The organism is Tsukamurella tyrosinosolvens, from assembly GCF_900104775.1.
Classification (GTDB): domain Bacteria; phylum Actinomycetota; class Actinomycetes; order Mycobacteriales; family Mycobacteriaceae; genus Tsukamurella; species Tsukamurella tyrosinosolvens.
Genome location: NZ_FNSA01000003.1, coordinates 3,297,685 through 3,322,443, shown reverse-complemented (window position 1 = coordinate 3,322,443; position 24,759 = coordinate 3,297,685). Strand labels below are relative to the sequence as shown.

Below are 24,759 nucleotides of genomic sequence, written 5' to 3'. Positions count from 1 at the left end.
GCCCGGCTCAGACGCCGGCCTCGGCGCCGAAGATGCGCTCGAACAGGTCCTCGCCGTGGCTGGTCGACAGGGGCCGGCCGGGCAGCACCCGGAAGGTGCGGTCGCCGGAATCGAGGCGTTCGGCGCGGAGGAAGGCGTGCCGCGGATCGTCGGCGTCGGCGAGTCCGCGCGCGAGCTCGTACATGTGGGTCACGTAGACGACCGTGATCCCGCAGTTCCGCACGGTCTCGACGATCTGCCGCGCCAGCGCCGCACCCTCGCGCTCGTTCGTCGACGCCAGCGACTCGTTGCACAGCAGCAGTGCTCCGGGGCGGATCACGTCGGCGATGGCGCTCATCCGGCCCAGCTCCTCCTCCAACCGGCCCGCGGTGTCGCCGCCGTCGCGCTCCTCGCCGCCGAAGTGCGTGAACACCTGCGGGTGGACAGGGCCGCGGTACGCCCGCGCGGGTACCGGCATGCCGCAGCGCAGCATGAGCTGGGCGGTGCCGATACTGCGCAGCAGCGTGGTCTTCCCGCCGTGGTTCGCGCCGGTGATCATCGTGACCGAGGCTTCCTCGGTGTCGATGTCGTTGCCGACCAAGGGGTCCCGCGACTCCAGGGCGAGCGCGGGGAGGTAGAGGCCCCGACACGTCAGGCCGCGCTCGGTCGGCTCCGGGAGGCACCACGGGGCGCCGCGTTCGTCGAGCGCGGCGAGGAGGTTCATGACGGCGCGGTAGAAGCCCAGCTCGTCGGCGATGGTCCGGAAGTACGCGGCGACGTGCTCCGCCGCCTGCGCGACGGCGTCCGCCGCGGTCCGGATGCCGCGGCCCGCCAGCACCGTCAGGGCCTCCGCGGCGGCCGGGTCGTCGACGTCCAGGTCGATCGCCCCGTCGCGCCCGCGCAGCCGTCGCCACCCCGTGCGGTCCGGGTGCCGCAGAACGTGGTCCGTCCCGTGCGCTCCGGCGCCCAGCCGCACGCTGATCAGCTCGCCCTTCGCGAACCGGAGCCCCTCGAGGTGCTCCCGCACCGTCGCCAGGTAGGCGTCGTCGAGGTCCGTGGCGATGCACGAGAAGAACGTGTCGAAGCCGGCCGAGGAGAAGCCGCCGCGCCACCGGTCGCAGGCCGCCCGCAGCTCGGTGAAGGCCTCGAGGAACATGTCCAGCACGTCGAGCGACCGGTAGAGGACCTTGTCGGGCGTGGCGCGCGTGAACAGTCCGAAGTAGTTGTGCCGCTCCCGCTCGACCGCCCGCGCCGCGATCCGCCGCAGGTCGTCGACCGCGCCGGGGTGGGCGAGGCAGTCCCGCAGGACCTCGTGGCGGTAGCGGATGTCGTCGGCGGAGGCGACGTCGCCGAGCAGTACCGCCTCCGCGACGCGGTACAGCGCGTCGTCCCCGGCCGCCATCGTCGGGAGCAGCCGGTCCAGCCCCAGGTTCCGGCGCAGCTCCTCGGTTCGTGGGGGAGCGGCCGAGGCGTCGCGCAGGTCCCGGTCGCGGTACAGCAGGCGCGTCCTCATGACGCGATCCTGCGGCGCAGGGTCTCGGCGTCGAGGCCGTGGCGGCGGGCGAGCGCGGCGGCGTGGGCGAGGCCCTGCGGACGACCCCGGCGCACCCGGAACGTGCGGGCGGACGGCGCACCGGGGACGTCGGCGGTCATGCTCACGACGCCGTCGCCGAGCAGGGCGATCTCGTCGACGAAGGTGACGTAGACGCACCGCACGCCCCTGTCCACCAGCCTGCGGACGACGGCGGAACCGAGGCGGGCGCCGTCCTCCAGGGACGTGGACGCGAAGGTCTCGTTCATCACCACGACGCTGTGTCCCGTTGCCGCGGTCAGGATCTCGCGCATGCCGACGATGTCGGCCTCCAGTCTGCCGCGCCGGTCATCGACGGACTCGGGGCGCTCGAACTGCGTGAACAGCGCGTCGAAGAGCCCGATCTCCACGGCGGTCCCCGGAACGGGGAGGCCGAGCGCCGCCAGCTGGTGGATCTGGCCGAAGGCCCGGGCGAGCGCGGTCTTGCCACCGTGGTTGGGGCCCGTCACCACCAGCACGCGCTCGTCGGCGCCGAGCCGGAGATCGTTGCCCACGACGTGCTCCCCGCGGTGAACCAGCTCCGACGCCATTGCGAGGTCGACGGTGCCGTGCGCGTCGAGGACCGGTTCGTCGACGATCACCGGGAGCGTGAACGGCACACCCGTCGCCTCCAGTCGGGCGACGAAGTCCAGGTAGGCCAGGTACCAGCGGATCTCGAGATCAGCGCGGGCCACGACCGGGTCGCCGGCGCCGGCGTGCCGCTCCCGGAACCGGGCGAGGGCGCGGAAGGTGTCGGGGAACAGGGCCGTGACGTCGGTGAGGATCGCCGCCTCGACACCGTCGAGCCCGGGCCGCACGGGAACGTCCTCCGCCCGGCGGGCGGCCCCGTCGACCCGGAACCGGTCGAAGACGGCGGCGACCTCCGCACCGTAGTCCGGCTCGCCGTGGTAGCGCCCGACGCGCACGTCGGACTTCTTGATCCGCACGGTGTACTCGACCGCGTCCATGAGTGCCGCGGCCTCCGCCGCGTCGTCCGCCAGTGCTCGGTGCTCGGGCGATTCGGTCAGCGCATCGAGGTGGGCGCGCAGGTCGCGCACCGCCGCGGGCGGGTCCGTGGCGTCGGCGAGCGCGGCCCGCAGCCCGGCGACGGCGGCCAGGTAGCGGCGCGCGCCGTCGAGGTACCAGGCGTCCCGCTCGGGGCGCAGGCGCAGCCGCTCGGCGTTCGCCCGGGCCTCGCGCATCGACGCCATCGTCGCGCCGAACCGCCGCAGTCCGGTGGCGAGGTCCGTGTCCTGCCGCAGGGCTCGGCAGAACTCCTGCCGGTACCGTGCGGCCGCCACCGACGGGGCCGGCGCGCGGAAGAGGGGAGCGGTCTCGGGGTCGTGCGCCGTGACCTCGCCGACGACGCGGTCCAGCCCCAGGTCGGCGAAGTGGTCGGGGTCGCCCGCAGGAGCGTCGGCGACGGGCGTGCCCAGGAGGGAAGGGGGATCCACGACGCACCTCCGCTCTCGTCCGTGTGTCACGGGCTGACCGGCGGGTGTGGCGGCGGCGCCTCACGAGGTTCGCCGGTTCTTCGACCGTACGTCCGCGATGAACGCGGGAGCAAGAGTCTCGCGGTCGGCTAGCCGCGCGCGTGCAGAGTGCGGGCAGCCCACCACACGGCGACGCCAGCGCCGGTTGCGGCGAGAACGGCGGGCGCGAAGGAGGCGGCGCCGGTGGCCAGGGTGAGCACGGCGCCGAGGGCCAGGACGAGCAGCGCGGCGACCAGCGCTTCCGCCTTGTAGCGGGGCCACGCGACACCGAAAACGTCGACGGTGGACCGCTGCGCTGCGGCACGGCGGTCGGAAGTCGAGGATGCGGCGACGGTGGTCATGGTGTTCACCGTACCCTGTGACCGAGATTTCGGCCACCCGAACTCACGGTCCGGCGGGTCGATCTGGGATGATGGGACGCGTGTTGCGCTGGATCACCGCAGGAGAATCGCACGGCCCCGCCCTCGTGGCCCTCGTGGAGGGCATGGTCGCGGGCGTCGAGGTCACGTCGTCGGACATCGCCGCCCAGTTGGCGCGGCGACGCCTCGGCTACGGCCGTGGTGCGCGCATGAAGTTCGAGGCCGACAAGGTCACCATCCTCGGTGGCGTCCGGCACGGCCGTACCCAGGCGGGCCCCGTCGCCATCGAGATCGGGAACACCGAGTGGCCGAAGTGGGAGCAGGTCATGTCGGCCGACCCGGTCGACCAGGAGCTGCTCGACGGCATGGCCCGCAACGCGCCCCTCACCCGGCCGCGGCCCGGCCACGCCGACTACTCGGGGATGCTCAAGTACGGCTTCGAGGACGCCCGGCCCGTGCTGGAGCGCGCGAGCGCCCGCGAGACGGCCGCGCGCGTCGCCGCCGGCACCGTCGCCCGGAACTTCCTGCGCCAGGCCTTCGGCGCCGAGGTGGTCAGCCACGTCATCTCCATCGGGGCGTCCGAGCCCTACGTCGGCCCGACCCCGTCGGGTACCGACCTCGACCGGATCGACGCCTCGCCCGTGCGCGCCTTCGACGAGGCCGCCGAGCGGTCGATGATCGCCGAGATCGAGGCCGCCAAGAAGGACGGCGACACTCTGGGCGGCGTCGTCGAGGTCGTGGTCACGGGCCTGCCCGTCGGCATCGGTTCCGTCGCCTCCGGCGACAGCCGCCTCGACGCGCGGCTGGCCGCGGCGCTCATGGGCATCCAGGCGATCAAGGGCGTCGAGGTCGGCGACGGCTTCGAGACCGCCCGCCGCCGCGGCAGCGCCGCGCACGACGAGATGCTGCCCGACAAGGGCGGCGTGCTCCGCTCGACCAACCGCGCGGGCGGCGTCGAGGGCGGGATGACCAACGGTGAGGAGCTGCGCGTGCGCGCGGCCATGAAGCCGATCTCCACGGTCCCGCGCGCGCTGCGCACCATCGACATGCAGACCGGCACCGAGGCCGTGGCGATCCACCAGCGCAGCGACGTCTGCGCCGTGCCCGCCGCCGGCGTCGTGGCCGAGGCCATGGTGGCGCTCGTCGTCGCGCAGGCGGCACTCGAGAAGTTCGGCGGCGACAGCCTCGCCGAGACCCGCAGCAACATCGAGCGGTACTCCGAGCAGGTGGCGGCGCGGTTGCAGCGGGTGACGCCCGAGGCGATCTGATGGGCACCGCGCCCGGCCGCGAGCCGGGGCCCGCGGCGATCCTGATCGGCCCGCCCGGGGCGGGGAAGACGACCATCGGCCGTCGGCTCGCGCGCGCCCTGCGCGTGGAGTTCCTCGACGTCGACGAGGAGATCGAGCGCCGCGAGGGCCGCTCCATCCCGCAGATCTTCGCCGGCGACGGCGAGCCCGCCTTCCGGGCCATCGAGGAGCACGTCGTCGCCGACGTGGTCGCGCACCATCCCGGCGTCGTCTCCCTCGGCGGCGGTGCGGTGCTCTCCGAGACGACCCGCAGCCTGCTGCGGCGGCACCAGGTCGTCTACCTCGAACTGACCGAGGAGGAGGGGATCCGCCGCACGGTGAACCCGGCCGCGTCGAACCGCCCGCTCCTGAAGGGCGACGACCCCGCCGCGGCGTACCGCGCGCTCATGGCGCGGCGCACGCCGATCTACCGTGAACTCGCGACGATCCGCGTCTCCACCGTGGGGCGCGCGCCGTCGTCCGTCGTCCGGCAGGTGCAGCGGCGCCTCAAGGACACCGCACCCGGGCGGGAGCGCCGCGGCCCCTGGCCGAAGCTGCCCGCCGTCCTCCGCACGTCCGCCAAGAATCGATCGGAGTAGTAGATGAGCGAGAACCCGGTGAAGGTCCGCGTCGACGCGGGCAGCCCCTACGACGTGGTGATCGGCCGTGGGCTGCTCGACGAGACCGTCGCGGCCGCCGGTGAGGCGACGAAGGCCGCGATCTTCTACCAGCCGACCCTCGCCGAGACCGCCGAGGCGCTGCGGCAGGCCTTGGCGGACAAGGGGATCGACGCGCATCGCATCGAGCTGCCGGACGCCGAGGCCGGCAAGGACCTCCAAGTCGCCGGTTTCTGCTGGGAGGTGCTCGGCCGCATCGGACTGAGCCGCCAGGACGTGATCTACAGCCTCGGCGGCGGCGCCGCGACCGACGTCACCGGTTTCGTGGCCGCCACCTGGATGCGCGGCGTGCCCGTCGTGCACATCCCGACGACGCTGCTCGCCATGGTCGACGCGGCCGTCGGCGGCAAGACCGGCATCAACACCGACGCCGGCAAGAACCTGGTCGGCTCCTTCCACGAGCCGCGCTCGGTGATCGTCGACCTGGTGACGCTGGAGACGGTGCCGCGCAACGAGATCGTGGCGGGCATGGCCGAGGTCATCAAGACCGGCTTCATCGCCGACCCGGTGATCCTCGAGCTCATCGAGAAGGACCCGCAGGCCGCGCTCGACCCCACGGGCGACGTGCTGCCCGAGCTGGTCCGCCGCTCCATCGAGGTCAAGGCGAAGGTCGTCTCCGCCGACCTCAAGGAGTCCTCGCTGCGCGAGATTCTCAACTACGGCCACACCTTGGCCCACGCGCTGGAGCGTCGCGAGCGCTACCGCTGGCGCCACGGCGCCGCCGTCTCCGTCGGCCTGATCTACGCCGCCGAGCTCGGCCGCCTCGCCGGCCGCCTCGACGACGAGACCGCCGACCGGCACCGCCGGGTCCTCGAATCCGTCGGCCTGCCCACGAGCTACGACGCCGACGCGTTCGGGCAGCTCCTCGAGTACATGGGCAAGGACAAGAAGAACCGTGCGGGCATGCTGCGGTTCGTCGTGCTCGACGGCCTGGCCCGCCCCGGCCGGCTCGAGGCCCCGGACCCGTCGCTGCTGGTCGCCGCGTACTCCGCCGTCGCCAAGGAGGGCACGCAGCCCACGGGCGCCGTCCTGCTCTGACCGCTACCAGCAGAGCCTTCCGGGCTCGAGGTAGGTGCTGACGGCCAGCCACACCCCGGCGCCGGCTATCAGCGCCGCCGCGAGACCGGCCCACGCGTTCCCGCGCCGCACGGCCCACGCCGCGAGCGGCGCGGCCCAGGCGACGCCGGCGAACCCGATCGCCGCGACGCCCGCGAGGTCGCCCCGCGCGCCGCTGATGCACGTCGTGTCGACCGCGGTCCAGACGCCCCACCAGGCGACCCAGCCGCACAGGGCCGTCCACGCGATGTACGCGAGCACGCCCAGCGCGACCCGCGTCGCCCGGTGATCGCGTCCCGTCGTCATGACAGCCCGAGCAGATCGGCGGTGCGCTCGAGGGTGTAGTCGAAGAGCGCGTCCGCGGGCTCGAAGGTGTTCGCGTACTGGCCGAACAGCTCGAAACTCACGGCGCCGAAGAGCTGGGTCCAGGCGAGCACGCCCAGCGCGAGCTGCCCCGGCTCGGCGTCGGGGGCCACGACCTCGGCCGCGGCCCGCATCTGCGCGTCGAGCCCGCCCGACGGTGCCGGGGCGCCCGCGTGCCCGCACGTCGCGATGCGGGCGAAGGTGCCGGAGGTGCGGATCGCGGCGGCCGTCGTCTCCGCGGGCGCGTGGTACCCGGGCACGGGCGAGCCGTACAGCAGCGTGTACTCGTGCGGGTGCGCCCGCGCCCAGGTCCGCACCGCGTGACCCGCCGCGAGCCAGCGTTCCCGCGGGCCATCGGCCGCCGCGTCCGCCGCCTCGACCGCGTCGCCGAGGGCCGTGTACGCGTCCGTGATCAGCGCCGTGAGCAGCGCGTCCCGGCTGGGGAAGTAGCGGTACACCGCCGACGAGGCCAGTCCCAGGTCCCGGGCGACGGCGCGGAGCGACAGCGCGGCGGCGCCGACTTCGCGGAGCTGGTCCCGCGCGCTGCGGGTGATCTCGGCGGTGAGCTCGGCGCGGGCGCGCTCGCGCGCGGTGAGGGAGGCGTTCACCCCTTGATCATTGCACTGATCCGAAAAGAGAGCACCGCTCTTGACAATGGCGCGACGCCAGCGGAGCATGGGATTGAAACGAGAGCACTGCTCACACTTGGAGGATCTCATGACCGCACCCGCCGCCGACCACGTCCGGCCCGGCCGCACCGCGACCGCGTTCAACAACGCCGTCGCCTGGCTCGCGCGACGCGGGATCTCCCTCTACGGCAGCAGGGAGCTCGCGGTCCGCGGGCGCACCTCCGGGGAGTGGCGCACGGTCCCCGTCAACGTCCTCGTCGTCGACGGTGCCGAGCATCTCGTCGCGGCCCGCGGCGTCACCCAGTGGGTGCGGAACATGCGCGCCGCGGGCGCGGGGGAGCTCCGGCTCGGGCGCGCCGCCGTGCCGTTCACCGCCACCGAGATCACGGACCCGGCCGCCAAGGTGCCCGTGCTGCGCGCCTACCTGCGCAAGTGGGCCTGGGAGGTGGGCGCCTTCTTCCCCGGCCTCTCCGCCGACAGCACCGACGACGAGCTCGCGGCCGCCGCGGTCCGCTACCCGGTGTTCGCGATCCACCGCGCCTGACCGGCCCCGCGCCGCCCGCCGGCCCCGATAGGGTGGCCGCGTGGCGCTGGTGGGCAGGGACGGCGAGAGCGCGCGGATCGACCGGTTGCTCGCCGGCGCGCGCGCCGACCGCGGCGGCGCCCTCGTCGTCCGCGGCGAACCCGGCATCGGTAAGTCCGCGCTCCTCGAGCACGCCGCGCAGCGGGCGGAGGCGACGGGCATGCGGGTGATCCGCGGCGCCGGCATCGAGTCCGACGCCGAACTGGCGCACGGCGGCCTGCACCAGCTGCTGCGGCCGCACCTGTCGCGACTCGACGCGCTCCCCGCGCCGCAGGCAGCCGCCCTGCGCACGGCGTTCGGGCTCGCCGAGGGCGAAGCGCCCAACCGCTTCCTCGTGTCGGCGGGAGCACTGGCACTGCTCGCCGATCTGTCCGACGAGGCACCGCTTCTGGTCGTCGTCGACGACCTGCAGTGGCTCGACCGCGGCTCGGCCGAGGCGCTGCTCTTCGCCGCGCGCCGGTTCGCCGCCGACCCCGTCGCGCTGCTGTTCGCCGTGCGCGAGACGTCGATGCCGTTCGCGACCCCGGGCGTGGACACGATCCCGCTGCACGGCCTCGACGCCCGCGAGTCCGCCCGCGTGCTGGACGCCCACGCGCCGGGGATCGACGATCTGCTGCGGGCCCGCGTCCTCGAGGAATCGGCGGGCAATCCGCTCGCGCTCATCGAGCTCGGGGCCGTGCCGCGGTCGGCCGACGGCGCACCGTCGGACACCGTCGGCCCGGTGGGCGCGCTGGCGGCGCCGCTGCGCGTGCAAGACGCCTTCCGCGGGCAGATCGCGGCCCTCCCCGAACCCGCGCGCCGGGCGCTGCTCGTGGCCGCGGCGGACTCCGCGGCCCCGCTGGGCACGATCGTGCGGGTGATCGAGGACCTCGGCGGCGCGATCGCCGACCTCGCGCCGGCGGAAGCGGCGGGCCTGGTCCGGATCTCCGAGCGGATCGACTTCCGGCACCCGCTGGTCCGGTCCGCCGCCTACCGCGGCGAGCCGCTGCCCCAGCGCCTCGCTGTGCATCGCGCCTACGCGCGGGTGACGGCGGGTGACGCGGACCGGAGGGCCTGGCACCTCGCCGCCGCGACGCCGACTCCGGCCGAAACGGTCGCCGCCGAGCTCGACGGCGTCGCGGAGCGCGCCCGCCACCGCGGCGGCGCCATGGCCGTGTCGATCGCCTACGACCGCGCGGCACGGCTCAGCGAGGACGGCGAGCGCAGAGCGGCGCGGGTCGCGCTGGCGGCGCAGGCCGCCTACGACGGCGGACGCCCCGACCGCGCGCAGCGACTCGCCTCCGAGGCCCTCTCGCTGAGCGGCGACGCCGGAGTGCGCGCGGACGCGACGTACGTCCTCGGCGCCGTCGCCTACGAACGGGAGTCCCCGCGCGCGGACGCCGAGCTCACCCTCGCGGCGGCGCGGTCGACGCTCGACGACGATCCGCTCCGCACCGCGCTCGCCCTGTACGAAGCCGGGCACGCCGCCCGGCACGGCGCAGCGGGCGACCTGCTCCAGGAGGTCGCCGCGGTGCTGCGCGACTTCATCCCGCCCGAGGAGTGGCGTGGCGTGGTGGATGCGCTCCTGGGCTGGGCCGAGCTCGCCGACGGTCGCCCGGGACTCGCCGTCGCCCGCATGCGCCCGCCCGGGACGGACGGCGGCGGCCCGCTGACCCACGCCATCACTGCGGCGATCACCGGTCTGCTCACCGCGCGGGAGGACGAGGTCGTGCCCGTCGTCGAGGCGATGCTCGATGCGGCACGCGCGGAGGGCGCCCTGGGCTGGATCCCGTACTGCCTCGGTGTCCAGGCCGTCGCCAGGCTGCTCCGCGGGGAGTTCGCCGATGCGCGTGCCTGCGTCGCGGAGGGCGCCGCGGTGAGCGAGGAGCTGGGGAACCGCACGGAGTGGCTCGCGCACCGCTCGCTCGAGGTGTGGCTGCTCGCGGTCGCGGGGGAGCAGGAGGCCTGCCGAGCCCTCGCCGAACGGGTCCTGCCCGAGGCGCGGAGCCGGCACCGCGTCGACGCCGACATCGGAACGTGGGGGATCGGCGTGCTCGACCTCGCCGCGGCGCGGTACGCGGACGCGCTGATCGCGCTGGAGTCGGTGTGCACCGGCCCGGCCCGGCGCGACGTCCTGCTGCGGGCCGTCCCCGATCTGGTGGAAGCGGCCGTGCGCGTCGGAGCGCCGGAGCGGGCGGCCGCGCCGCTCGGCGAGTTCGCGGCGTGGGCCGGGGCCGTCGGCCGGCCCGTGACCGACGGCCTCGCGCTCCGCTGCCGCGCCCTGCTCGCCCCCGACGACGAGGCCGAGGACCTCTACCTCGGCGCGCTGCGGCTGCACGAGGACGCGGCCGGCGGATACGACGTGGCCCGCACCCGGCTGGCCCACGGGGAGTGGCTGCGCCGCCGGCGGCGCCGGACCGAGGCGCGGGCGCAGCTCGGCGCCGCGCTCGCCGGGTTCGAGGACATCGGTGCCGTGCTCTGGGCGGAACGTGCCCGCACCGAGCTGGCGGCCCTGGGCGACTCCGGGGCGGGGCGGCGCAGCGCCGGCCCCCTCAACCGGCTCACGCCGCAGGAGCTGCAGGTGGTGCGGCTCGCCGCCGCGGGCGGCACCAACAAGGAGATCGCGGCGCAGCTCTTCCTCAGCCCCCGCACGGTGGGCTACCACCTGTACAACGCGTACCCCAAGCTCGGCGTCGCCGCGCGCGGCGACCTGGCCGGGATCGTCGCGCAGGAGCACGGCCCCGTCGGTCCGCACCCGGAACCCGGTCATCGTGACTGATCCGCGGCGCGGCGCCCGCTCGTAGCGTTCTTCGTAGGGCGGAACCGCCCGCACCGGACACCGCGACCAAGGAGCGATCATGACCCAGTACTTCCTCAGCCTTCCGCACGACTCCGCCGCGGAGACGACCATGGCGGACATCGACCCCGCCGAACTGGAGGCCCTCATCGCCGAGGTCGAGGCGTTCAACACCGAGCTCCAGTCGACCGGGGCGTTCGTCTTCGCCGGCGGCCTGCATCCGCCGTCGACCGCGACGACCGTCGACGCGTCCGGCGACGCCCCGGTGTTCACTCCGGGCCCCTTCGTGGAGGCGCCCGAGTACCTCGGCGGCTTCTGGGTGATCGAGGCCGACAACGAGGACGACGCGATCGAGTGGACCAAGAAGGCCTCCCGAGCCCTCCGCAGCCGGGTGGAGGTCCGTGCCCTGCAGGAGGCCCCGGCGTGACCGGTGCCGGCGCCCGTCCGCCGGTACATTCGTCATCGTGAGCGATACCAGGACCATCGATCAGTCCAGCGGCGTGCTGGAGGTGCACACCGGGGTGGCCGGGCGGTCCGCCCGGCTCGGCCACCGCCTGGTGCTCGCGCCCACCGCGTGGCGGGCTGTCGTCGAGGTCGACGGCGACCGGCCCGTCTCCCTCGCGGTCACCGTCGACGCGGCCTCCCTGGAGGTCGTCTCCGGCGAGGGCGGGCTCACCCCGTTGAGCGCACCGGAGCGTGCGGTCGCGACCGCGAACGCGCACCGCTCGCTCAAGGTCAAGGCGAACCCGGCGATCGAGTACCGCTCCACCACCATCGAGGCCTCGGAGAACGGCTTCCGCGTGCGCGGCGAGCTGTCGATCTGCGGCACCACTCGGCCGTGCGACTTCGCCCTCGTCTACGAGGACGCCGTGCCCGCCCCGGCACTCGCCACCGCCGTCCCCGTGCGGCAGACCGACTTCGGGATCAAGCCCTTCTCCCTCATGATGGGCACCCTCCAGGTGACCGACGAGGTCACGGTCGTCGCGCGCGCGACGGTCTGACGCCGCGCGGCGGCGCGCGACCGTCGCGCCGCGATACCGTGGCAGGATGCCGCAGACCCACGACCACGCCCGCCGCCGCGACACCCTCCGCGCCGCCCTCGCGAGCCACGAGCCCGCCCTCGACGCACTGCTCGTCACCGACCTCGACAACGTCCGCTACCTCGCCGGGTTCACCGGCTCGAACGGGGCGGTCCTCGTCGGCGCCGATCCGTCCGGCGACGCGATCGCCACCGACGGCCGCTACCTCACCCAGGTCGCGGAGCAGTCCGGCGACCTGCGAGCCGTCATCGAGCGGGACGTCGCGAAGGCGCTCCTGGCGGAGGCGGACGGCACCGTCGGCTTCGAGGCGACGGCGCTGAGCTACGCCGACCACGCCCGGCTCGCGCCCGAGGCGCGCCTGGTCCCGACGACCCGCCTCGTCGAGGCGCTCCGCGAGGTCAAGGACGACGGCGAGATCGAGCTGCTCCGCCGCGCCTGCGCGATCAGCGACCAGGCGCTCGCCGCCCTCGTCGAGGAGGGCGCGATCCGCCCCGGGGCCACGGAGGCGCAGGTCGCGCGGCGGCTCGAGAACCTGATGTACGAGTTCGGCGCGGAGGCCGTCGCCTTCGAGACCATCGTCGCCGCCGGGCCGAACTCGGCGATCCCGCACCACCGGCCCACCGATGCCGTCCTCGCCACCGGCGACTTCGTCAAGATCGACTTCGGCGCCCGCTTCCGCGGCTACCACGCCGACGAGACGCGCACCTTCGTCCTGGGCGAGCCCGCCGCCTGGCAGCGCGAGATCTACGACCTGGTCCGCGCCGCCCAGACCGCCGGCCGGGATGCCCTCGTGCCCGGCGCCGACGTCCGCGCGATCGACGGCGCGGCGCGCTCCGTGATCGAGGCCGCGGGGTACGGCGAGCAGTTCCTGCACGGCCTCGGCCACGGCGTCGGCGTGCAGATCCACGAAGCCCCGACGCTGGGCAAACTCGGCAGCGGTACACTGTCCGACGGTGCTGTGGTCACCGTGGAGCCGGGTGTGTACCTCCCGGGTCGTGGTGGAGTCCGCATCGAGGACACCCTCGTGGTCCGTGCGGACGGGCCGGAACTGCTGACGCGCACCACCAAAGACTTGATCGCACTCTAGGAGAATCGACACACCGTGGCATCGACTGCTGATTTCAAGAACGGCCTGGTCCTCAACCAGGAGGGCCAGCTGTGGCAGATCATCGAGTTCCAGCACGTGAAGCCGGGCAAGGGCCCCGCCTTCGTGCGCACGAAGCTCAAGAACGTGGTCTCGGGCAAGACGGTCGACAAGACCTTCAACGCGGGCGTCAAGGTCGAGGTCGCCACCGTCGACCGGCGTGACTTCAGCTACCTGTACCACGACGGCACCGACTACGTCTTCATGGACGGCGAGACCTACGACCAGATCAACCTGGACGAGGCCAAGGTCGGCGACGGCGCGAAGTTCCTCCTGGAGAACATGCAGGTCCAGGTCTCGATGCACGAGGGTGAGGCGCTCTTCGTCGAGCTCCCGATCTCGGCCGAGTACGTGGTCCAGCACACCGATCCGGGCCTGCAGGGCGACCGCTCCACCGGCGGCACCAAGCCCGCCACGCTGGAGACCGGCGCCGAGATCAACGTCCCGCTGTTCATCAACACCGGCGACAAGCTCAAGGTCGACACCCGTGACGGCGGCTACCTGGGGCGCGTGAACTCCTAAGTGCCCGAGCAGTCTGACAACCGGCGCCCGAAGAAGTCGGGCGCCCGACACCGGGCGCGCAAGCGCGCCGTCGACCTGCTGTTCGAGGCGGAGGCGCGCGGCGTCACCGACCTCGACGGCCTGCTCGCCGAGCGGCGGCAGCTCGCCGCGGACGACGCGGCGGTCGCCCCGGTGTCCGAGTACACCGCCACCCTGGTCACCGGCGTGGGCCTCGACGGCGACCAGATCGATTCCGTGATCTCCTCGCACCTCACCGGCTGGACGCTCACGCGGCTCCCGGCCGTGGACCGCGCGATCCTCCGCATCGCCGTCTGGGAGCTCTTCAACGCCGTCGACGTGCCCCCGGCCGTCGTGGTCGACGAGGCCGTCGAGCTCGCCAAGGAGCTCTCGACCGACGAGTCGCCGACGTACCTCAACGGGGTGCTCGGCAAGGTCGCGACGCTCGCGCCGCAGGTCCGGGCCGCCGCCGCGGCCGAACCCGCCGACCGCGCGGAGTAGCCCGCTAGCCCTTGAGGCGGGCGGCCAGGGCCCGGGCGTTGCGCAGTGCGAGCGCCTGCACCACGCCGATCGGGTGGACGCCGCTCGCCGTCGGCAGGGCCGAGGCGTCGGCGATCACCACGTTCGGCACGTCCCACAGCGCGCCCTCCGGGTTCGCCGCGCCGCGGCGCTCGGAGGACGCCATCCGGGCGGTACTCATCGGGTCCTGCGCGCCGAGCGCGATCTCGCCGACGCCGTACCCGGCCGCGTGCGAGCGCTCGAGGAACTGTTCGACGGGGCGGTCGCCGGGCACGTGGTCGCCCCCGCGCTGCTGGCCAGTGAAGATCCGCCGTGCCCCGGCGGCCTCCAGAATGCGGACCGCGGTGTCCACGCCGGTCCGCAGGTTCGTCCGGTCGGCCTCCGCCAGGTCGTAGCGCACGGACGGCTCGCCGGAGGCGTCCATCGCCACCTCGCCCGCGCCCCGGTCGCGCAGCACGACCCGCACGATCGACAGGTGCGGGAACTGGCGCATCACGTTGAGGTGCTCGACGGGGTTGCGCCAGGGCACGAAGCTCGACGCCAGCGCGGGGGTGAGCGGCGCGGTCTCGTAGCGCACGCCGAAGCCCTTGCCGTCGAGGTTCGCGTGCGCGTCGCTGAAGCGCGTCGACGGTGCGCCCAGCCACGGGTCGACGACCTCGCCGAAGAGTCCGACCGCGGTGGCCGTCGGGTGCAGGTGCAGGTGTTTGCCCACGTGCTGGCCGCCGATGCCCGAGCGGGCGAGCAGCGCAGGGGTCTCGAAGCCGCCCGCGGCCACCACGACGGCGCTGCAGCGCACGGTGAGCCACGATCCGCCCGAGGTCCGCGCGATCACGGTGCGGGCGCGCCCGCCCTGCGTCTCGATCGACCGGGCCTGCGCGCCGGTCACGATGCGCGCGCCCTTCTTCTCGGCGTCGCGCAGCCAGGTGCGGCCGGCGTCCTGTCGCGCCGCGACCCGGCTGGACGGACCCCAGCGGCCCTCCGACTCGAAGTCGTCCGCCAGGCTCACGGACCGCACGGGCAGGTCGAGCGCGCGGCACCCCTTCTCGAGGATCACGTCGCGGGCCGAGGGCGTACCGGCACCGTCGGAGACCCCCGAGCGCTGCCACACCTCCGCGAGGGCGGCGTCGAGCGTGGGCCCGGTCTCGACGCCCCGGGCCGCCCAGTCCGCGCGCACCTCCTCGGGCGGGAGGAAGTAGCCGCCGTGCGAGACCGTCGTGCCGCCGCCGAGGCAGCGCGAGGTCAGCAGGTAGGACTGCGCGTTCTCGGTCCAGAACGGCCCCGGCGAGTACAGCTGGGCCAGGTTGTCGAGGTCGGAGTCACCGACCTCCGTGGGGGAGACGTACTCGCCGCGCTCGAGGACCAGCACGTCGAGTCCCGCCTCGGCGAGCGCGGCCGCGGCCACCGCGCCGCCCGCGCCGGAGCCGATCACCACCACGTCGCACGCGGTCGAGGCGTCGATCTCGTACCGCGCGGGGGAGAGGGGCCGCTGCGCGCGCAGGGCGCGGGCGCGCGGCTTCTTCATGGGTGCCTGCCGCGGGTACCCGATCGCGGCCATCAGCTCGGAACCCGGCCCGTGCTCGCCGTCGGCGCCGCCGGCGGCGTAGTAGGCGAGCAGCGCGATGTTGCGCAGGCGCTTGAACAGCATCCGCTTCTGCACGAACCGTGACCGGGACAGGTCGATCAGGACGCGCTCACGCTCGGCCGTCGAGAGGTCGGCGAAACGCTGCCCCCGGGTGCCCAGCACAGTGGTGCAGAACACGCGGTTGTCGAAGAGTGACAGGGACTGCGCGAGCGTGACCCCGTCGCTGTCGCGCGGGCTGCGGTCGGCGTAGGAAACGGCCAGGTCACCGGCCCGTAGATCGCTCGCGGAGGGGATGGCGACCCCGTCTCCCGGGGCGAAGGAGTCGACGATGGCGGACAGCGTCGTGCGTTGCCTGGTCGACAATTCCATGACCTGAACGTACTGGTATGCTTCGTCTTGCATCAAGGCATCCTTTTCAGTCCGTCCAGAGAGGCGGAGCGAGCCGTCCGGAGAGGCGGAGAAGGAGGTCACGTGGCTCGGGAACTCATGTCCGCGGCCGATGTCACCCGAACGGTGGCGCGGATCGCGCATCAGATCATCGAGAAGACGGCCTTAGACACCAGGGCCGCGGGTGATGAATCGCATCCCCGCGTCGTCATCTTCGGCATCCCTACGCGCGGTGCGGTTCTCGCCGCCCGGCTGGCGGCCGACATCGAGGAGTTCTCCGGCGTGGCGGTGCCCGTCGGTCACCTCGACATCACCCTCTACCGCGACGATCTGCGGCACAAGCCGCACCGCCCCCTCGAGCGCACCACGGTGCCGCCGCAGGGGGTCGACGGTGCGCTGGTCATCCTCGTCGACGACGTCCTGTTCTCGGGCCGGACGGTGCGCGCCGCGCTCGACTCGCTGCGCGACATCGGCCGCCCCGCGGCGGTCCAGCTCGCCGTCCTCGTCGACCGCGGCCACCGGCAGCTGCCGATCCGCGCCGACTACGTGGGCAAGAACATCCCGACCTCCCGCCAGGAGGACGTCCAGGTCCGGCTGCAGGAGAAGGACGGCGAGGACGCGGTGGTGATCTCCGAGCTGCCGGACCCGGAGACGAAGGAGGGCGCGTCGTGACCAAGCACCTGCTCTCCGCGGCGGACCTGAGCCGCGCCGAGGCCGAGGAGATCCTCGACGAGGCGGACCGGCTGCAGCAGGCGCTCATGGGCCGCGAGGTCAAGAAGCTGCCCACGCTGCGCGGCCGCACCGTGATGACGGTCTTCTACGAGAACTCCACCCGCACCCGCGTCTCCTTCGAAGTGGCGGGCAAGTGGATGAGCGCGGACGTGATCAACGTCTCCGCGTCCGGCAGCTCCGTCGCCAAGGGCGAGTCGCTGCGCGACACCGCCCTCACCCTGCACGCCGCGGGCGCCGACGCGCTCATCGTCCGGCACCCGGCCTCCGGTGCGGCGCAACAGATCGCCGCGTGGACCAACTCGGCCGCTGCGCTCGACGGCCTGCCCGGCCCCGTCGTCATCAACGCCGGCGACGGCATGCACGAGCACCCCACCCAGGCCCTGCTCGACGCGCTCACCCTGCGCCAGCGACTCGGTGGCCTCGAGGGCCACCGCGTCGTCATCGTCGGCGACGTCCTGCACAGCCGGGTCGCCCGGTCGAACGCGCTGCTGCTGTCGACGCTCGGCGCCGAGGTCGTGCTCGTCGCGCCGCGCACCCTGCTGCCGGTGGGCGTGGAGACCTGGCCGGTCACGGTCGCCGACTCGCTCGAGGCCGAGCTGCCCGGCGCCGACGCGGTGATGATGCTGCGCGTGCAGGCCGAGCGGATGAACGGCGGCTTCTTCCCCAGCGAGCGCGAGTACTCGGTGCGCTTCGGCCTCAACCCGCAGCGCGCCGCCCTGCTGCCCGACCACGCGGTGGTGCTGCACCCCGGACCGATGCTGCGCGGTATGGAGATCGGCTACTCGGTGGCCGACTCCGCGCAGGCCGCGATCCTGCAGCAGGTCAACAACGGCGTGCACGTCCGCATGGCGGTGCTCTTCCATCTTCTGGCCAAGGAAGGGGGTGCGGAATGACGACCGCTCATCCCGGCACTGCCCACTACTCGCGGGATGGAGGATCCCCCGAATGAGCCTGCTACTCACCAACGTCCGCCCCTACGGCGAGGGCGATCCGGTCGACGTCGCGATCGCCGGCGGCGAGATCACCGCCATCGGAACGTCTCTCGCGCCGGCCGACGGCGCCGAGATCATCGACGGCGGCGGCAGGGTCCTGCTGCCCGGCTTCGTCGACCTGCACACGCACCTGCGTGAGCCCGGCCGCGAGGACACCGAGACCATCGAGTCCGGTTCCGCCGCCGCCGCTCTCGGCGGATACACCGCGGTCTTCGCCATGGCCAACACCAGCCCCGTCGCCGACTCCGCCGTGGTCACCGACCACGTGTACCGCCGCGGCCAGGAGGTCGGCCTGGTCGACGTGCACCCCGTCGGCGCCGTCACCGTCGGCCTGAAGGGCGAGAAGCTCGCCGAGATGGGCATGATGGCCGCCGGCCCCGGACGGGTGCGGATCTTCTCCGACGACGGCGTGTGCGTCGCCGATCCGCTGCTCATGCGCCGCGCGCTCGAGTACTCCGCCTCGCTGGGCGTGGTCATCGCGCAGCACGCCGAGGAGCCGCGGCTGACCCGGGGCGCCGTGGCGCACGAGGGGCCCGAGGCCGCGCGCCTCGGCCTCACCGGCTGGCCCCGCGCCGCGGAGGAGGCGATCGTCGCCCGCGACGCGCTGCTCGCCCGCGACGCCGGCGCCCGCGTGCACATCTGCCACGCCTCCACGGCCGGCACCGTCGAACTGCTGCAGTGGGCGAAGGGCCAGGGCATCGCGATCACGGCCGAAGTGACCCCGCACCACCTGCTGCTCGACGACTCGCGGCTGCAGACGTACGACGCCGTGAACCGGGTGAATCCGCCGCTGCGCGAGGCCTCCGACGTGGCCGCCCTGCGGAAGGCGCTGCGGGACGGTGTGATCGACTGCGTCGCCACCGATCACGCGCCGCACGCCGAGCAGGACAAGTGCTGCGAGTTCGCCGCCGCCCGCCCGGGCATGCTGGGGCTGGAAACGGCGCTGGCGATCGTCGCGCAGGTGTCGGTGGAGACCGGCGACCTGAGCTGGCGCGACGTGGCGCGGGTGATGAGCGAGAAGCCCGCGCAGATCGCGCGCCTCGACGATCAGGGACGGCCGATCGGCGTGGGCGAGCCCGCGAACCTGACGCTGGTCGACCCCGACCTGGGGTGGACCGTGCGCGCGGACGAGCTCGCGAGCCGCTCGCGCAACACCCCGTTCGCGGAGTTGAGCTTCAAGGCCAAGCCCGTGCTCACGGTGCTCCGCGGCCGGGTCACGGCCCGCGACGGGGTGGCCGCGCAGCCGGGGACCGGGGTGCGGGCGTGAGCGTCAGCGACTTCGCCACGCTCCTGCTCGTGCTCGTGGTGCTCGCGGGCCTCTTCTCGCTGATGGCCTTGGGCTGGCGCCGCCGCGGGCAGCGTCAGGCGGCGTCGGTGGGCGAGATCCCCAGCACCCCCGAGCAGCTCAGTGAGCTGGTCTTCGGCCCGGTGTCCGGCGTGTACGTCGGCAGCACCGTGGCGCCGCACTGGCAGGACCGAGTGGCGGTGGGGGACTGGGGCTACCGGGCCACCGTGAACCTGAGCCGCTACGCCGACGGCTACCTGATGGAGCGCGGCCGCGGCAACCCGATGTGGATCGCCGACGAGCACCTGGTGGAGGTGCGGCGCGCCTCCAAGCTGGCCGGCAAGGTCATGCCCGGCGACGGACTGCTGGTGTTCCGCTGGGAGCTGCCCACCGGCACCGTCGTGGACACGGGCTTCCGCGCCGACGACAAGACGACGTATCGAAAACTGATGGACGTGAGGGAAAGTTAGATGGCTGCCGACAACAAAGCACTCCTGGTTCTCGAAGACGGGACCGTGCACCGCGGGGTCGAGTTCGGCGCCGTCGGGCAGACCCTCGGCGAGGCCGTCTTCTGCACCGCGATGACGGGCTACCAGGAGACGCTCACCGACCCGTCGTACGCGCGGCAGATCGTGGTGGCGACCGCCCCGCAGATCGGCAACACCGGCTGGAACGACGAGGACGACGAGTCCCGCGGGGACAAGATCTGGGTCGCCGGCTACGCCGTGCGCAACCCCACCCGCCGGGTGAGCAACTGGCGCTCCAGCGGCACCCTCGAGGGCGAGCTGGTGGACCAGGGCGTCGTCGGCATCGCCGGCATCGACACCCGCGCGCTGGTGCGCCGCCTGCGCGACCACGGTTCCATGCGCGCCGGCGTGTTCTCCGGCGACGCCCTCGCTCCCGACGCCGAGCTCCTCGACCGGGTGCGGGAGCAGCCGTCGATGAAGGGGCAGAACCTGATCGGCGAGGTCTCGACCACCGAGTCCTACACGATCGAGCCCGAGGGCGAGGCCCGCTTCACCGTGGTCGCCGTCGACCTCGGCATCAAGACCAACACCCCGCGCATGTTCGCCGAGCGCGGCATGCGGGTGCACGTGGTGCCCTCGACGATCACGCTCGACGAGGTGCGCTCCTTCAACCCGGACGGCTTCTTCCTCTCGAACGGCCCCGGCGACCCCGCCACGGCCGCGCACGAGGTGGAGCTCACCCGCGGCGTGCTGGACGCCGGCCTGCCGCTGTTCGGCATCTGCCTGGGCAACCAGCTGCTGGGCCGCGCCTTCGGCCTGGAGACGTACAAGATGAAGTTCGGCCACCGCGGCATCAACATCCCGGTGGTGGAGCACACCACCGGGCGGATCTCGATCACCGCGCAGAACCACGGCTTCGCCCTCGAGGGCGAGCGCGGCGCCGAGTTCGACACCCCGTTCGGCCGCGGCCGCGTCAGCCACGTGTGCGCCAACGACGGGGTCGTGGAGGGCGTCGAGCTGCTCGACGGCCGCGCCTTCTCCGTCCAGTACCACCCGGAGGCCGCGGCGGGACCGCACGACGCCGCCTACCTCTTCGACAAGTTCGCGACTGTTATGGGAGACAAGTAATGCCACGGCGCACCGACATCCAGCACGTCCTGGTGATCGGCTCGGGCCCGATCGTGATCGGCCAGGCCTGCGAGTTCGACTACTCCGGCACCCAGGCCTGCCGCGTGCTGCGCGCCGAGGGACTGCGCGTCTCGCTGGTGAACTCGAACCCGGCGACGATCATGACGGACCCCGAGTTCGCGGACGCCACCTACATCGAGCCCATCACCCCCGAGTACATCGAGAAGGTCATCGTCGCCGAGCGCGACAAGGGCTTCCCGATCGACGCCGTGCTCGCCACCCTCGGCGGTCAGACCGCGCTCAACGCCGCCGTCGGCCTGCACGAGCAGGGCATTCTCGACAAGTACGGCATCAGCCTCATCGGCGCCGACTTCGACGCCATCCAGCGCGGCGAGGACCGGCAGAAGTTCAAGGACATCGTCGCCAAGATCGGCGGCGAGTCCGCCCGGTCCAAGGTCTGTTTCACCCTGGACGAGTGCAAGGAGACGGTCGCCGACCTCGGGTACCCGGTCGTCGTGCGGCCGTCGTTCACCATGGGCGGCCTCGGCTCCGGCATGGCCTACGACGAGGCCGACCTGATCCGCATCGCCGGCGCGGGCCTCGCCGCCTCGCCGACCGCGAACGTGCTCATCGAGGAGTCGATCCTCGGCTGGAAGGAGTACGAACTCGAGCTCATGCGTGACGGCCGCGACAACGTGGTGGTCGTCTGCTCCATCGAGAACGTCGATCCCGTCGGCGTGCACACCGGCGACTCGGTGACGGTGGCCCCGGCCATGACCCTCACCGACCGTGAGTACCAGATCATGCGCGACCAGTCGATCGCCATCCTCCGCGAGGTGGGTGTCGACACCGGCGGCTGCAACATCCAGTTCGCGCAGGACCCGCGCGACGGCCGGCTGGTCACCATCGAGATGAACCCGCGCGTCTCGCGCTCCTCGGCGCTGGCGTCCAAGGCCACCGGCTTCCCGATCGCCAAGATCGCCGCGAAGCTCGCCGTGGGCTACACGCTCGACGAGATCCTCAACGACATCACCGGCGAGACCCCGGCGTGCTTCGAGCCGACGCTCGACTACGTCGTCGTCAAGGCGCCGCGGTTCGCCTTCGAGAAGTTCCCCGGCGCCGACGACACCCTCACCACCACCATGAAGTCGGTGGGCGAGGCGATGAGCCTGGGCCGCAGCTTCGCCGAGGCCTTCGGCAAGGTCATGCGCTCCCTGGAGACCAAGCGCCACGGCTTCTGGACCGGCGCCCCCGTCGAGGGCACGCTCGAGGAGCTGCTGGAGCGGATCACGACACCCAAGGACGGCCGGTTCTACCTCATCGGCCGCGCCTTCGAGCTGGGCGCCACCGTGGAGCAGGTCTTCGACGCCACCGCGATCGATCCCTGGTTCCTCGAGGAGATCAAGGCCGTCATCGACCTCGGCACGGACGTGCGCGACGCCGACCTGACCCCGGACCTGGTGCGGCTGGCCAAGACCCACGGCTTCTCCGACCTGCAGATCGCCGAACTGCGTGGCGTGGGCGAGGACGAGATCCGCGCGTACCGGCACGAGCACGACGTGCGGCCGGTGTTCAAGACCGTCGACACCTGCGCCGCCGAGTTCGAGGCCAAGACCCCGTACCACTACAGCAGCTACGAGCTCGACCCGTCGGCGACCACCGAGGTGGCCCCGCAGACGGAGCGGCCCAAGGTGCTCATCCTCGGCTCCGGACCGAACCGCATCGGCCAGGGCATCGAGTTCGACTACTCGTGCGTCCACGCCGCGCTCACGCTGAGCGAGGCCGGCTACGAGACTGTGATGATCAACTGCAACCCGGAGACGGTCTCCACCGACTACGACACCGCCGACCGGCTCTACTTCGAGCCGCTGACCTTCGAGGACGTCCTCGAGGTCTACCACTCGGAACAGCGCTCCGGCGAGGGCGGCCCGGGCGTCGTCGGCGTCATCGTCCAGCTGGGCGGGCAGACGCCGCTCGGCCTGGCCGCGCGCCTCAAGGCCGCGGGCCTGCCCATCGTCGGCACCTCGCCCGAGGCGATCGACCTCGCCGAGGACCGCGGCGAGTTCGGCCGCGTGCTCACCGAGGCGGGCCTGCCGGCGCCGAAGTTCGGCACCGCCACCACCGCCGACGGTGCCCGCGAGGTCGCGGCCGGCATCGGCTACCCGGTGCTCGTGCGCCCCTCGTACGTGCTCGGCGGCCGCGGCATGGAGATCGTCTACGACGAGCAGGCGCTCCTCGACTACATCTCCCGCGCCACGGAGCTCGCCCCCGACCGCCCGGTCCTCGTCGACCGGTTCCTGGAGGACGCCGTCGAGATCGACGTCGACGCCCTGTGCGACGCCACCGGCGAGGTCTTCATCGGGGGCATCATGGAGCACATCGAGGAGGCCGGTATCCACTCCGGCGACTCGGCGTGCACCCTGCCGCCCACCACGCTGGGCCGCGCCGACATCGACGCGGTGCGCGCTGCCACCGAGGCGCTCGCCCGCGGTATCGGCGTGCACGGCCTGATGAACGTGCAGTACGCGCTCAAGGACGACGTGTTGTACGTCCTCGAGGCCAACCCCCGCGCCTCGCGCACCGTGCCCTTCGTCTCCAAGGCGACCGCGGTGCAGCTGGCGAAGGCCTGCGCCCGGGTCATGCTCGGCCAGAGCATCGCCGAGCTGCGCGAGCAGCAGATCCTGCCCGCCGAGGGCGACGGCTCGCACATGCCGATCGACGCGCCGGTCTCCGTCAAGGAGGCGGTGCTGCCGTTCAACCGGTTCCGCCGCGCGGACGGCACCGGCGTCGACTCGCTGCTCTCGCCCGAGATGAAGTCCACCGGCGAGGTGATGGGCGTCGACCGCGACTTCGGCACCGCCTTCGCCAAGTCGCAGACGGCGATCAGCGGCTCGCTGCCCGCCACCGGCAACGTCTTCGTCTCGGTCGCGAACAAGGACAAGCGCGCGCTGATCTTCCCGATCAAGCGCCTCGCCGACCTCGGCTTCTCGATCCTCGCCACCGAGGGCACCGCGGACGTGCTGCGGCGCAACGGCGTCCAGGTCGAGACGGTGCTCAAGCACTCGGACGTGATCCCCGAGGGCGAGCAGTCCATCGTCGAGAAGATCAAGGCCGGCGACGTGGGCCTGATCATCAACACCCCGTTCGGCAACGCCGGCCCGCGCGTCGACGGCTACGAGATCCGCACCGCCGCGGTGCAGGCCTCCGTGCCGTGCGTGACCACGGTGCAGGGCGCCTCGGCGGCCGTGCAGGGCATCGAGGCGGCGCTCCGCGGCGGCATCGGCGTCAAGAGCCTGCAGGACATGCACGCGGCGCTGGTGAACCGGTGACCTTCGCCGCGCGCGTCGCCACCGCCGCCTCCGCCCGGGGGCGGCTGGTGGTGGGCATCGACCCGCACCCGCCGCTGCTCGCCGCGTGGGGACTGTCCGACGACGCCGCCGGCGTGCGCGCCTTCGGCCTGCGCTGCGCCGAGGCCTTCGCGGGCGAGGTCGGCTTCGTCAAGCCGCAGGTCGCCTTCTTCGAGCAGTTCGGCGCCGCCGGCCTGCTCGCCCTGGAGGAGGTCATGGCCGCGTGCCGCGAGGCCGGCGCTGTCGTGATCGCCGACGCCAAGCGCGGCGACATCGGTTCCACCATGGCGGGTTACGCGCGCGCCTGGCTCGGCGACTCGCCCCTGGCGGCCGACGCCGTGACCCTGTCGCCCTACCTCGGGTACGGCTCGCTCCGGCCCGCGATCGACGCCGCCCGCGACTCCGGGCGCGGCGTCTTCGTCCTCGCGCGTACCTCCAACCCGGAGGGCGCGCAGGTGCAGGCCGACGGCGTCGGGCAGCGCATCGTCGACGACGCGCGCGCCGACAACGCCGACGGAGCAGGCACCGTCGGCCTCGTCGTGGGCGCCACCCGCGATCACGGCCTCGATCTCGACGGCCTGAACGGGCCGATCCTGGCGCCCGGGTTGGGCGCGCAGGGCGCGACTCCGGCGGACCTGGCGGCGATCTTCGGCACCGGCGGCACGGTGCTGCCGAACTCGTCCCGGCAGGTGCTCGGCGCGGGGCCGGACGCGTCCGCGCTGCGCTCCGCAGCGCTCGCGGTGCGGGACGAGGTCGAGCGCTCCCTCGGCTGACCGCCCTGCTCGCCCGATCGATCCCGTCCCGCCCGATCCCGTCCTCGCCCGGTGCACGGGGGGGTTATCGTCG

23 protein-coding genes are annotated in these 24,759 nt (G+C 73.2%); 17 read left to right on the top strand and 6 right to left on the bottom strand.

The window, feature by feature from the left end:
- Positions 1–7 precede the first annotated feature (7 nt).
- The 3 genes from BLW32_RS18465 to BLW32_RS18455 form a co-directional block, all read right to left on the bottom strand.
- Positions 8–1,492: a MutS-related protein gene (locus BLW32_RS18465; RefSeq protein WP_068739111.1), complete on the bottom strand. Its 1,485-nt coding sequence runs from the start codon at positions 1,490–1,492 to the stop codon at positions 8–10.
- Positions 1,489–3,003 carry a MutS-related protein gene (locus tag BLW32_RS18460; RefSeq protein WP_068739109.1) on the bottom strand — a complete coding sequence of 505 codons (1,515 nt, stop codon included), beginning with the start codon at positions 3,001–3,003 and terminating at the stop codon, positions 1,489–1,491. Before BLW32_RS18460 ends, BLW32_RS18465 begins: the two co-directional genes overlap by 4 nt.
- Before the next feature lie 128 nt (positions 3,004–3,131).
- Positions 3,132–3,383: a hypothetical protein gene (locus BLW32_RS18455; protein WP_068739677.1), complete on the bottom strand. Its 252-nt coding sequence runs from the start codon at positions 3,381–3,383 to the stop codon at positions 3,132–3,134.
- Between the two features lie 80 nt (positions 3,384–3,463).
- Here BLW32_RS18455 and aroC point away from each other — a divergent pair, with 80 nt between their 5' ends.
- From aroC to aroB, 3 genes are read left to right on the top strand one after another with little or no spacing between them, the layout of a single operon-like run.
- Positions 3,464–4,669, top strand: a complete 1,206-nt coding sequence (gene aroC / locus BLW32_RS18450) for a chorismate synthase (protein ID WP_082791180.1) — start codon at positions 3,464–3,466, stop codon at positions 4,667–4,669.
- Positions 4,669–5,286 (top strand): shikimate kinase, encoded by a 618-nt coding sequence (locus BLW32_RS18445; protein WP_068739107.1) that lies wholly within the window; start codon positions 4,669–4,671, stop codon positions 5,284–5,286. Before aroC ends, BLW32_RS18445 begins: the two co-directional genes overlap by 1 nt.
- 3 nt (positions 5,287–5,289) lie before the next feature.
- Positions 5,290–6,402 (top strand): 3-dehydroquinate synthase, encoded by a 1,113-nt coding sequence (aroB, locus tag BLW32_RS18440; protein WP_068520897.1) that lies wholly within the window; start codon positions 5,290–5,292, stop codon positions 6,400–6,402.
- 3 nt (positions 6,403–6,405) lie between these two features.
- On the opposite strand, the gene BLW32_RS18435 is transcribed toward aroB, so the two are convergent.
- Complete coding sequence (locus BLW32_RS18435) at positions 6,406–6,726, bottom strand: hypothetical protein (RefSeq protein WP_068739105.1); 321 nt, start codon at positions 6,724–6,726, stop codon at positions 6,406–6,408.
- The gene (locus BLW32_RS18430; protein ID WP_068739103.1) at positions 6,723–7,391 is read right to left on the bottom strand and encodes a TetR/AcrR family transcriptional regulator; all 669 of its coding nucleotides are present in this window, start codon (positions 7,389–7,391) and stop codon (positions 6,723–6,725) included. Before BLW32_RS18430 ends, BLW32_RS18435 begins: the two co-directional genes overlap by 4 nt.
- A gap of 109 nt (positions 7,392–7,500) precedes the next feature.
- On the opposite strand from BLW32_RS18430, the gene BLW32_RS18425 reads away from it, so the two are divergent.
- From BLW32_RS18425 to nusB, 7 genes are all read left to right on the top strand, one after another.
- Entirely contained in the window at positions 7,501–7,956 is a 456-nt protein-coding gene (locus BLW32_RS18425; protein WP_068739101.1) for a nitroreductase/quinone reductase family protein, read from the top strand.
- A 40-nt stretch (positions 7,957–7,996) separates the two neighbouring features.
- A complete protein-coding gene (locus BLW32_RS18420) occupies positions 7,997–10,753 on the top strand; it encodes a helix-turn-helix transcriptional regulator (protein WP_068739099.1) in 2,757 nt (918 codons plus the stop codon).
- Between the two features lie 79 nt (positions 10,754–10,832).
- Positions 10,833–11,198: a YciI family protein gene (locus BLW32_RS18415; protein ID WP_068520888.1), complete on the top strand. Its 366-nt coding sequence runs from the start codon at positions 10,833–10,835 to the stop codon at positions 11,196–11,198.
- A gap of 37 nt (positions 11,199–11,235) precedes the next feature.
- The gene (locus BLW32_RS18410; RefSeq protein WP_068739096.1) at positions 11,236–11,772 is read left to right on the top strand and encodes a YceI family protein; all 537 of its coding nucleotides are present in this window, start codon (positions 11,236–11,238) and stop codon (positions 11,770–11,772) included.
- A 46-nt stretch (positions 11,773–11,818) separates the two neighbouring features.
- Positions 11,819–12,898 carry a M24 family metallopeptidase gene (locus BLW32_RS18405; protein ID WP_068739094.1) on the top strand — a complete coding sequence of 360 codons (1,080 nt, stop codon included), beginning with the start codon at positions 11,819–11,821 and terminating at the stop codon, positions 12,896–12,898.
- A gap of 15 nt (positions 12,899–12,913) precedes the next feature.
- A complete protein-coding gene (gene efp / locus BLW32_RS18400; RefSeq protein ID WP_068520882.1) occupies positions 12,914–13,477 on the top strand; it encodes an elongation factor P in 564 nt (187 codons plus the stop codon).
- A complete protein-coding gene (gene nusB, locus BLW32_RS18395; RefSeq protein ID WP_068520880.1) occupies positions 13,478–13,975 on the top strand; it encodes a transcription antitermination factor NusB in 498 nt (165 codons plus the stop codon). It begins immediately after the preceding gene.
- Positions 13,976–13,979: 4 nt separating this feature from the next.
- On the opposite strand, the gene BLW32_RS18390 is transcribed toward nusB, so the two are convergent.
- Complete coding sequence (locus BLW32_RS18390) at positions 13,980–15,977, bottom strand: FAD-dependent oxidoreductase (protein ID WP_170181072.1); 1,998 nt, start codon at positions 15,975–15,977, stop codon at positions 13,980–13,982.
- A 69-nt stretch (positions 15,978–16,046) separates the two neighbouring features.
- Between BLW32_RS18390 and pyrR the strand changes: the two genes are divergently transcribed.
- From pyrR to pyrF, 7 genes are read left to right on the top strand one after another with little or no spacing between them, the layout of a single operon-like run.
- Positions 16,047–16,634 carry a bifunctional pyr operon transcriptional regulator/uracil phosphoribosyltransferase PyrR gene (gene pyrR / locus BLW32_RS18385; protein WP_074850698.1) on the top strand — a complete coding sequence of 196 codons (588 nt, stop codon included), beginning with the start codon at positions 16,047–16,049 and terminating at the stop codon, positions 16,632–16,634.
- Complete coding sequence (locus tag BLW32_RS18380) at positions 16,631–17,587, top strand: aspartate carbamoyltransferase catalytic subunit (protein ID WP_068739091.1); 957 nt, start codon at positions 16,631–16,633, stop codon at positions 17,585–17,587. The genes pyrR and BLW32_RS18380 overlap by 4 nt, the downstream gene beginning before the upstream one ends.
- Positions 17,588–17,639: 52 nt before the next feature.
- Positions 17,640–18,953 carry a dihydroorotase gene (locus BLW32_RS18375; RefSeq protein WP_068739089.1) on the top strand — a complete coding sequence of 438 codons (1,314 nt, stop codon included), beginning with the start codon at positions 17,640–17,642 and terminating at the stop codon, positions 18,951–18,953.
- Complete coding sequence (locus BLW32_RS18370; protein ID WP_082791149.1) at positions 18,950–19,441, top strand: PH-like domain-containing protein; 492 nt, start codon at positions 18,950–18,952, stop codon at positions 19,439–19,441. The genes BLW32_RS18375 and BLW32_RS18370 overlap by 4 nt, the downstream gene beginning before the upstream one ends.
- On the top strand, positions 19,442–20,566 hold the full coding sequence (gene carA, locus BLW32_RS18365; protein ID WP_068739088.1) for a glutamine-hydrolyzing carbamoyl-phosphate synthase small subunit: 1,125 nt from the start codon (positions 19,442–19,444) through the stop codon (positions 20,564–20,566).
- The gene (gene carB, locus BLW32_RS18360) at positions 20,566–23,895 is read left to right on the top strand and encodes a carbamoyl-phosphate synthase large subunit (RefSeq protein WP_068739086.1); all 3,330 of its coding nucleotides are present in this window, start codon (positions 20,566–20,568) and stop codon (positions 23,893–23,895) included. Before carA ends, carB begins: the two co-directional genes overlap by 1 nt.
- Positions 23,892–24,686 carry an orotidine-5'-phosphate decarboxylase gene (gene pyrF, locus BLW32_RS18355; protein ID WP_068739083.1) on the top strand — a complete coding sequence of 265 codons (795 nt, stop codon included), beginning with the start codon at positions 23,892–23,894 and terminating at the stop codon, positions 24,684–24,686. Before carB ends, pyrF begins: the two co-directional genes overlap by 4 nt.
- Positions 24,687–24,759: the final 73 nt, after the last annotated feature.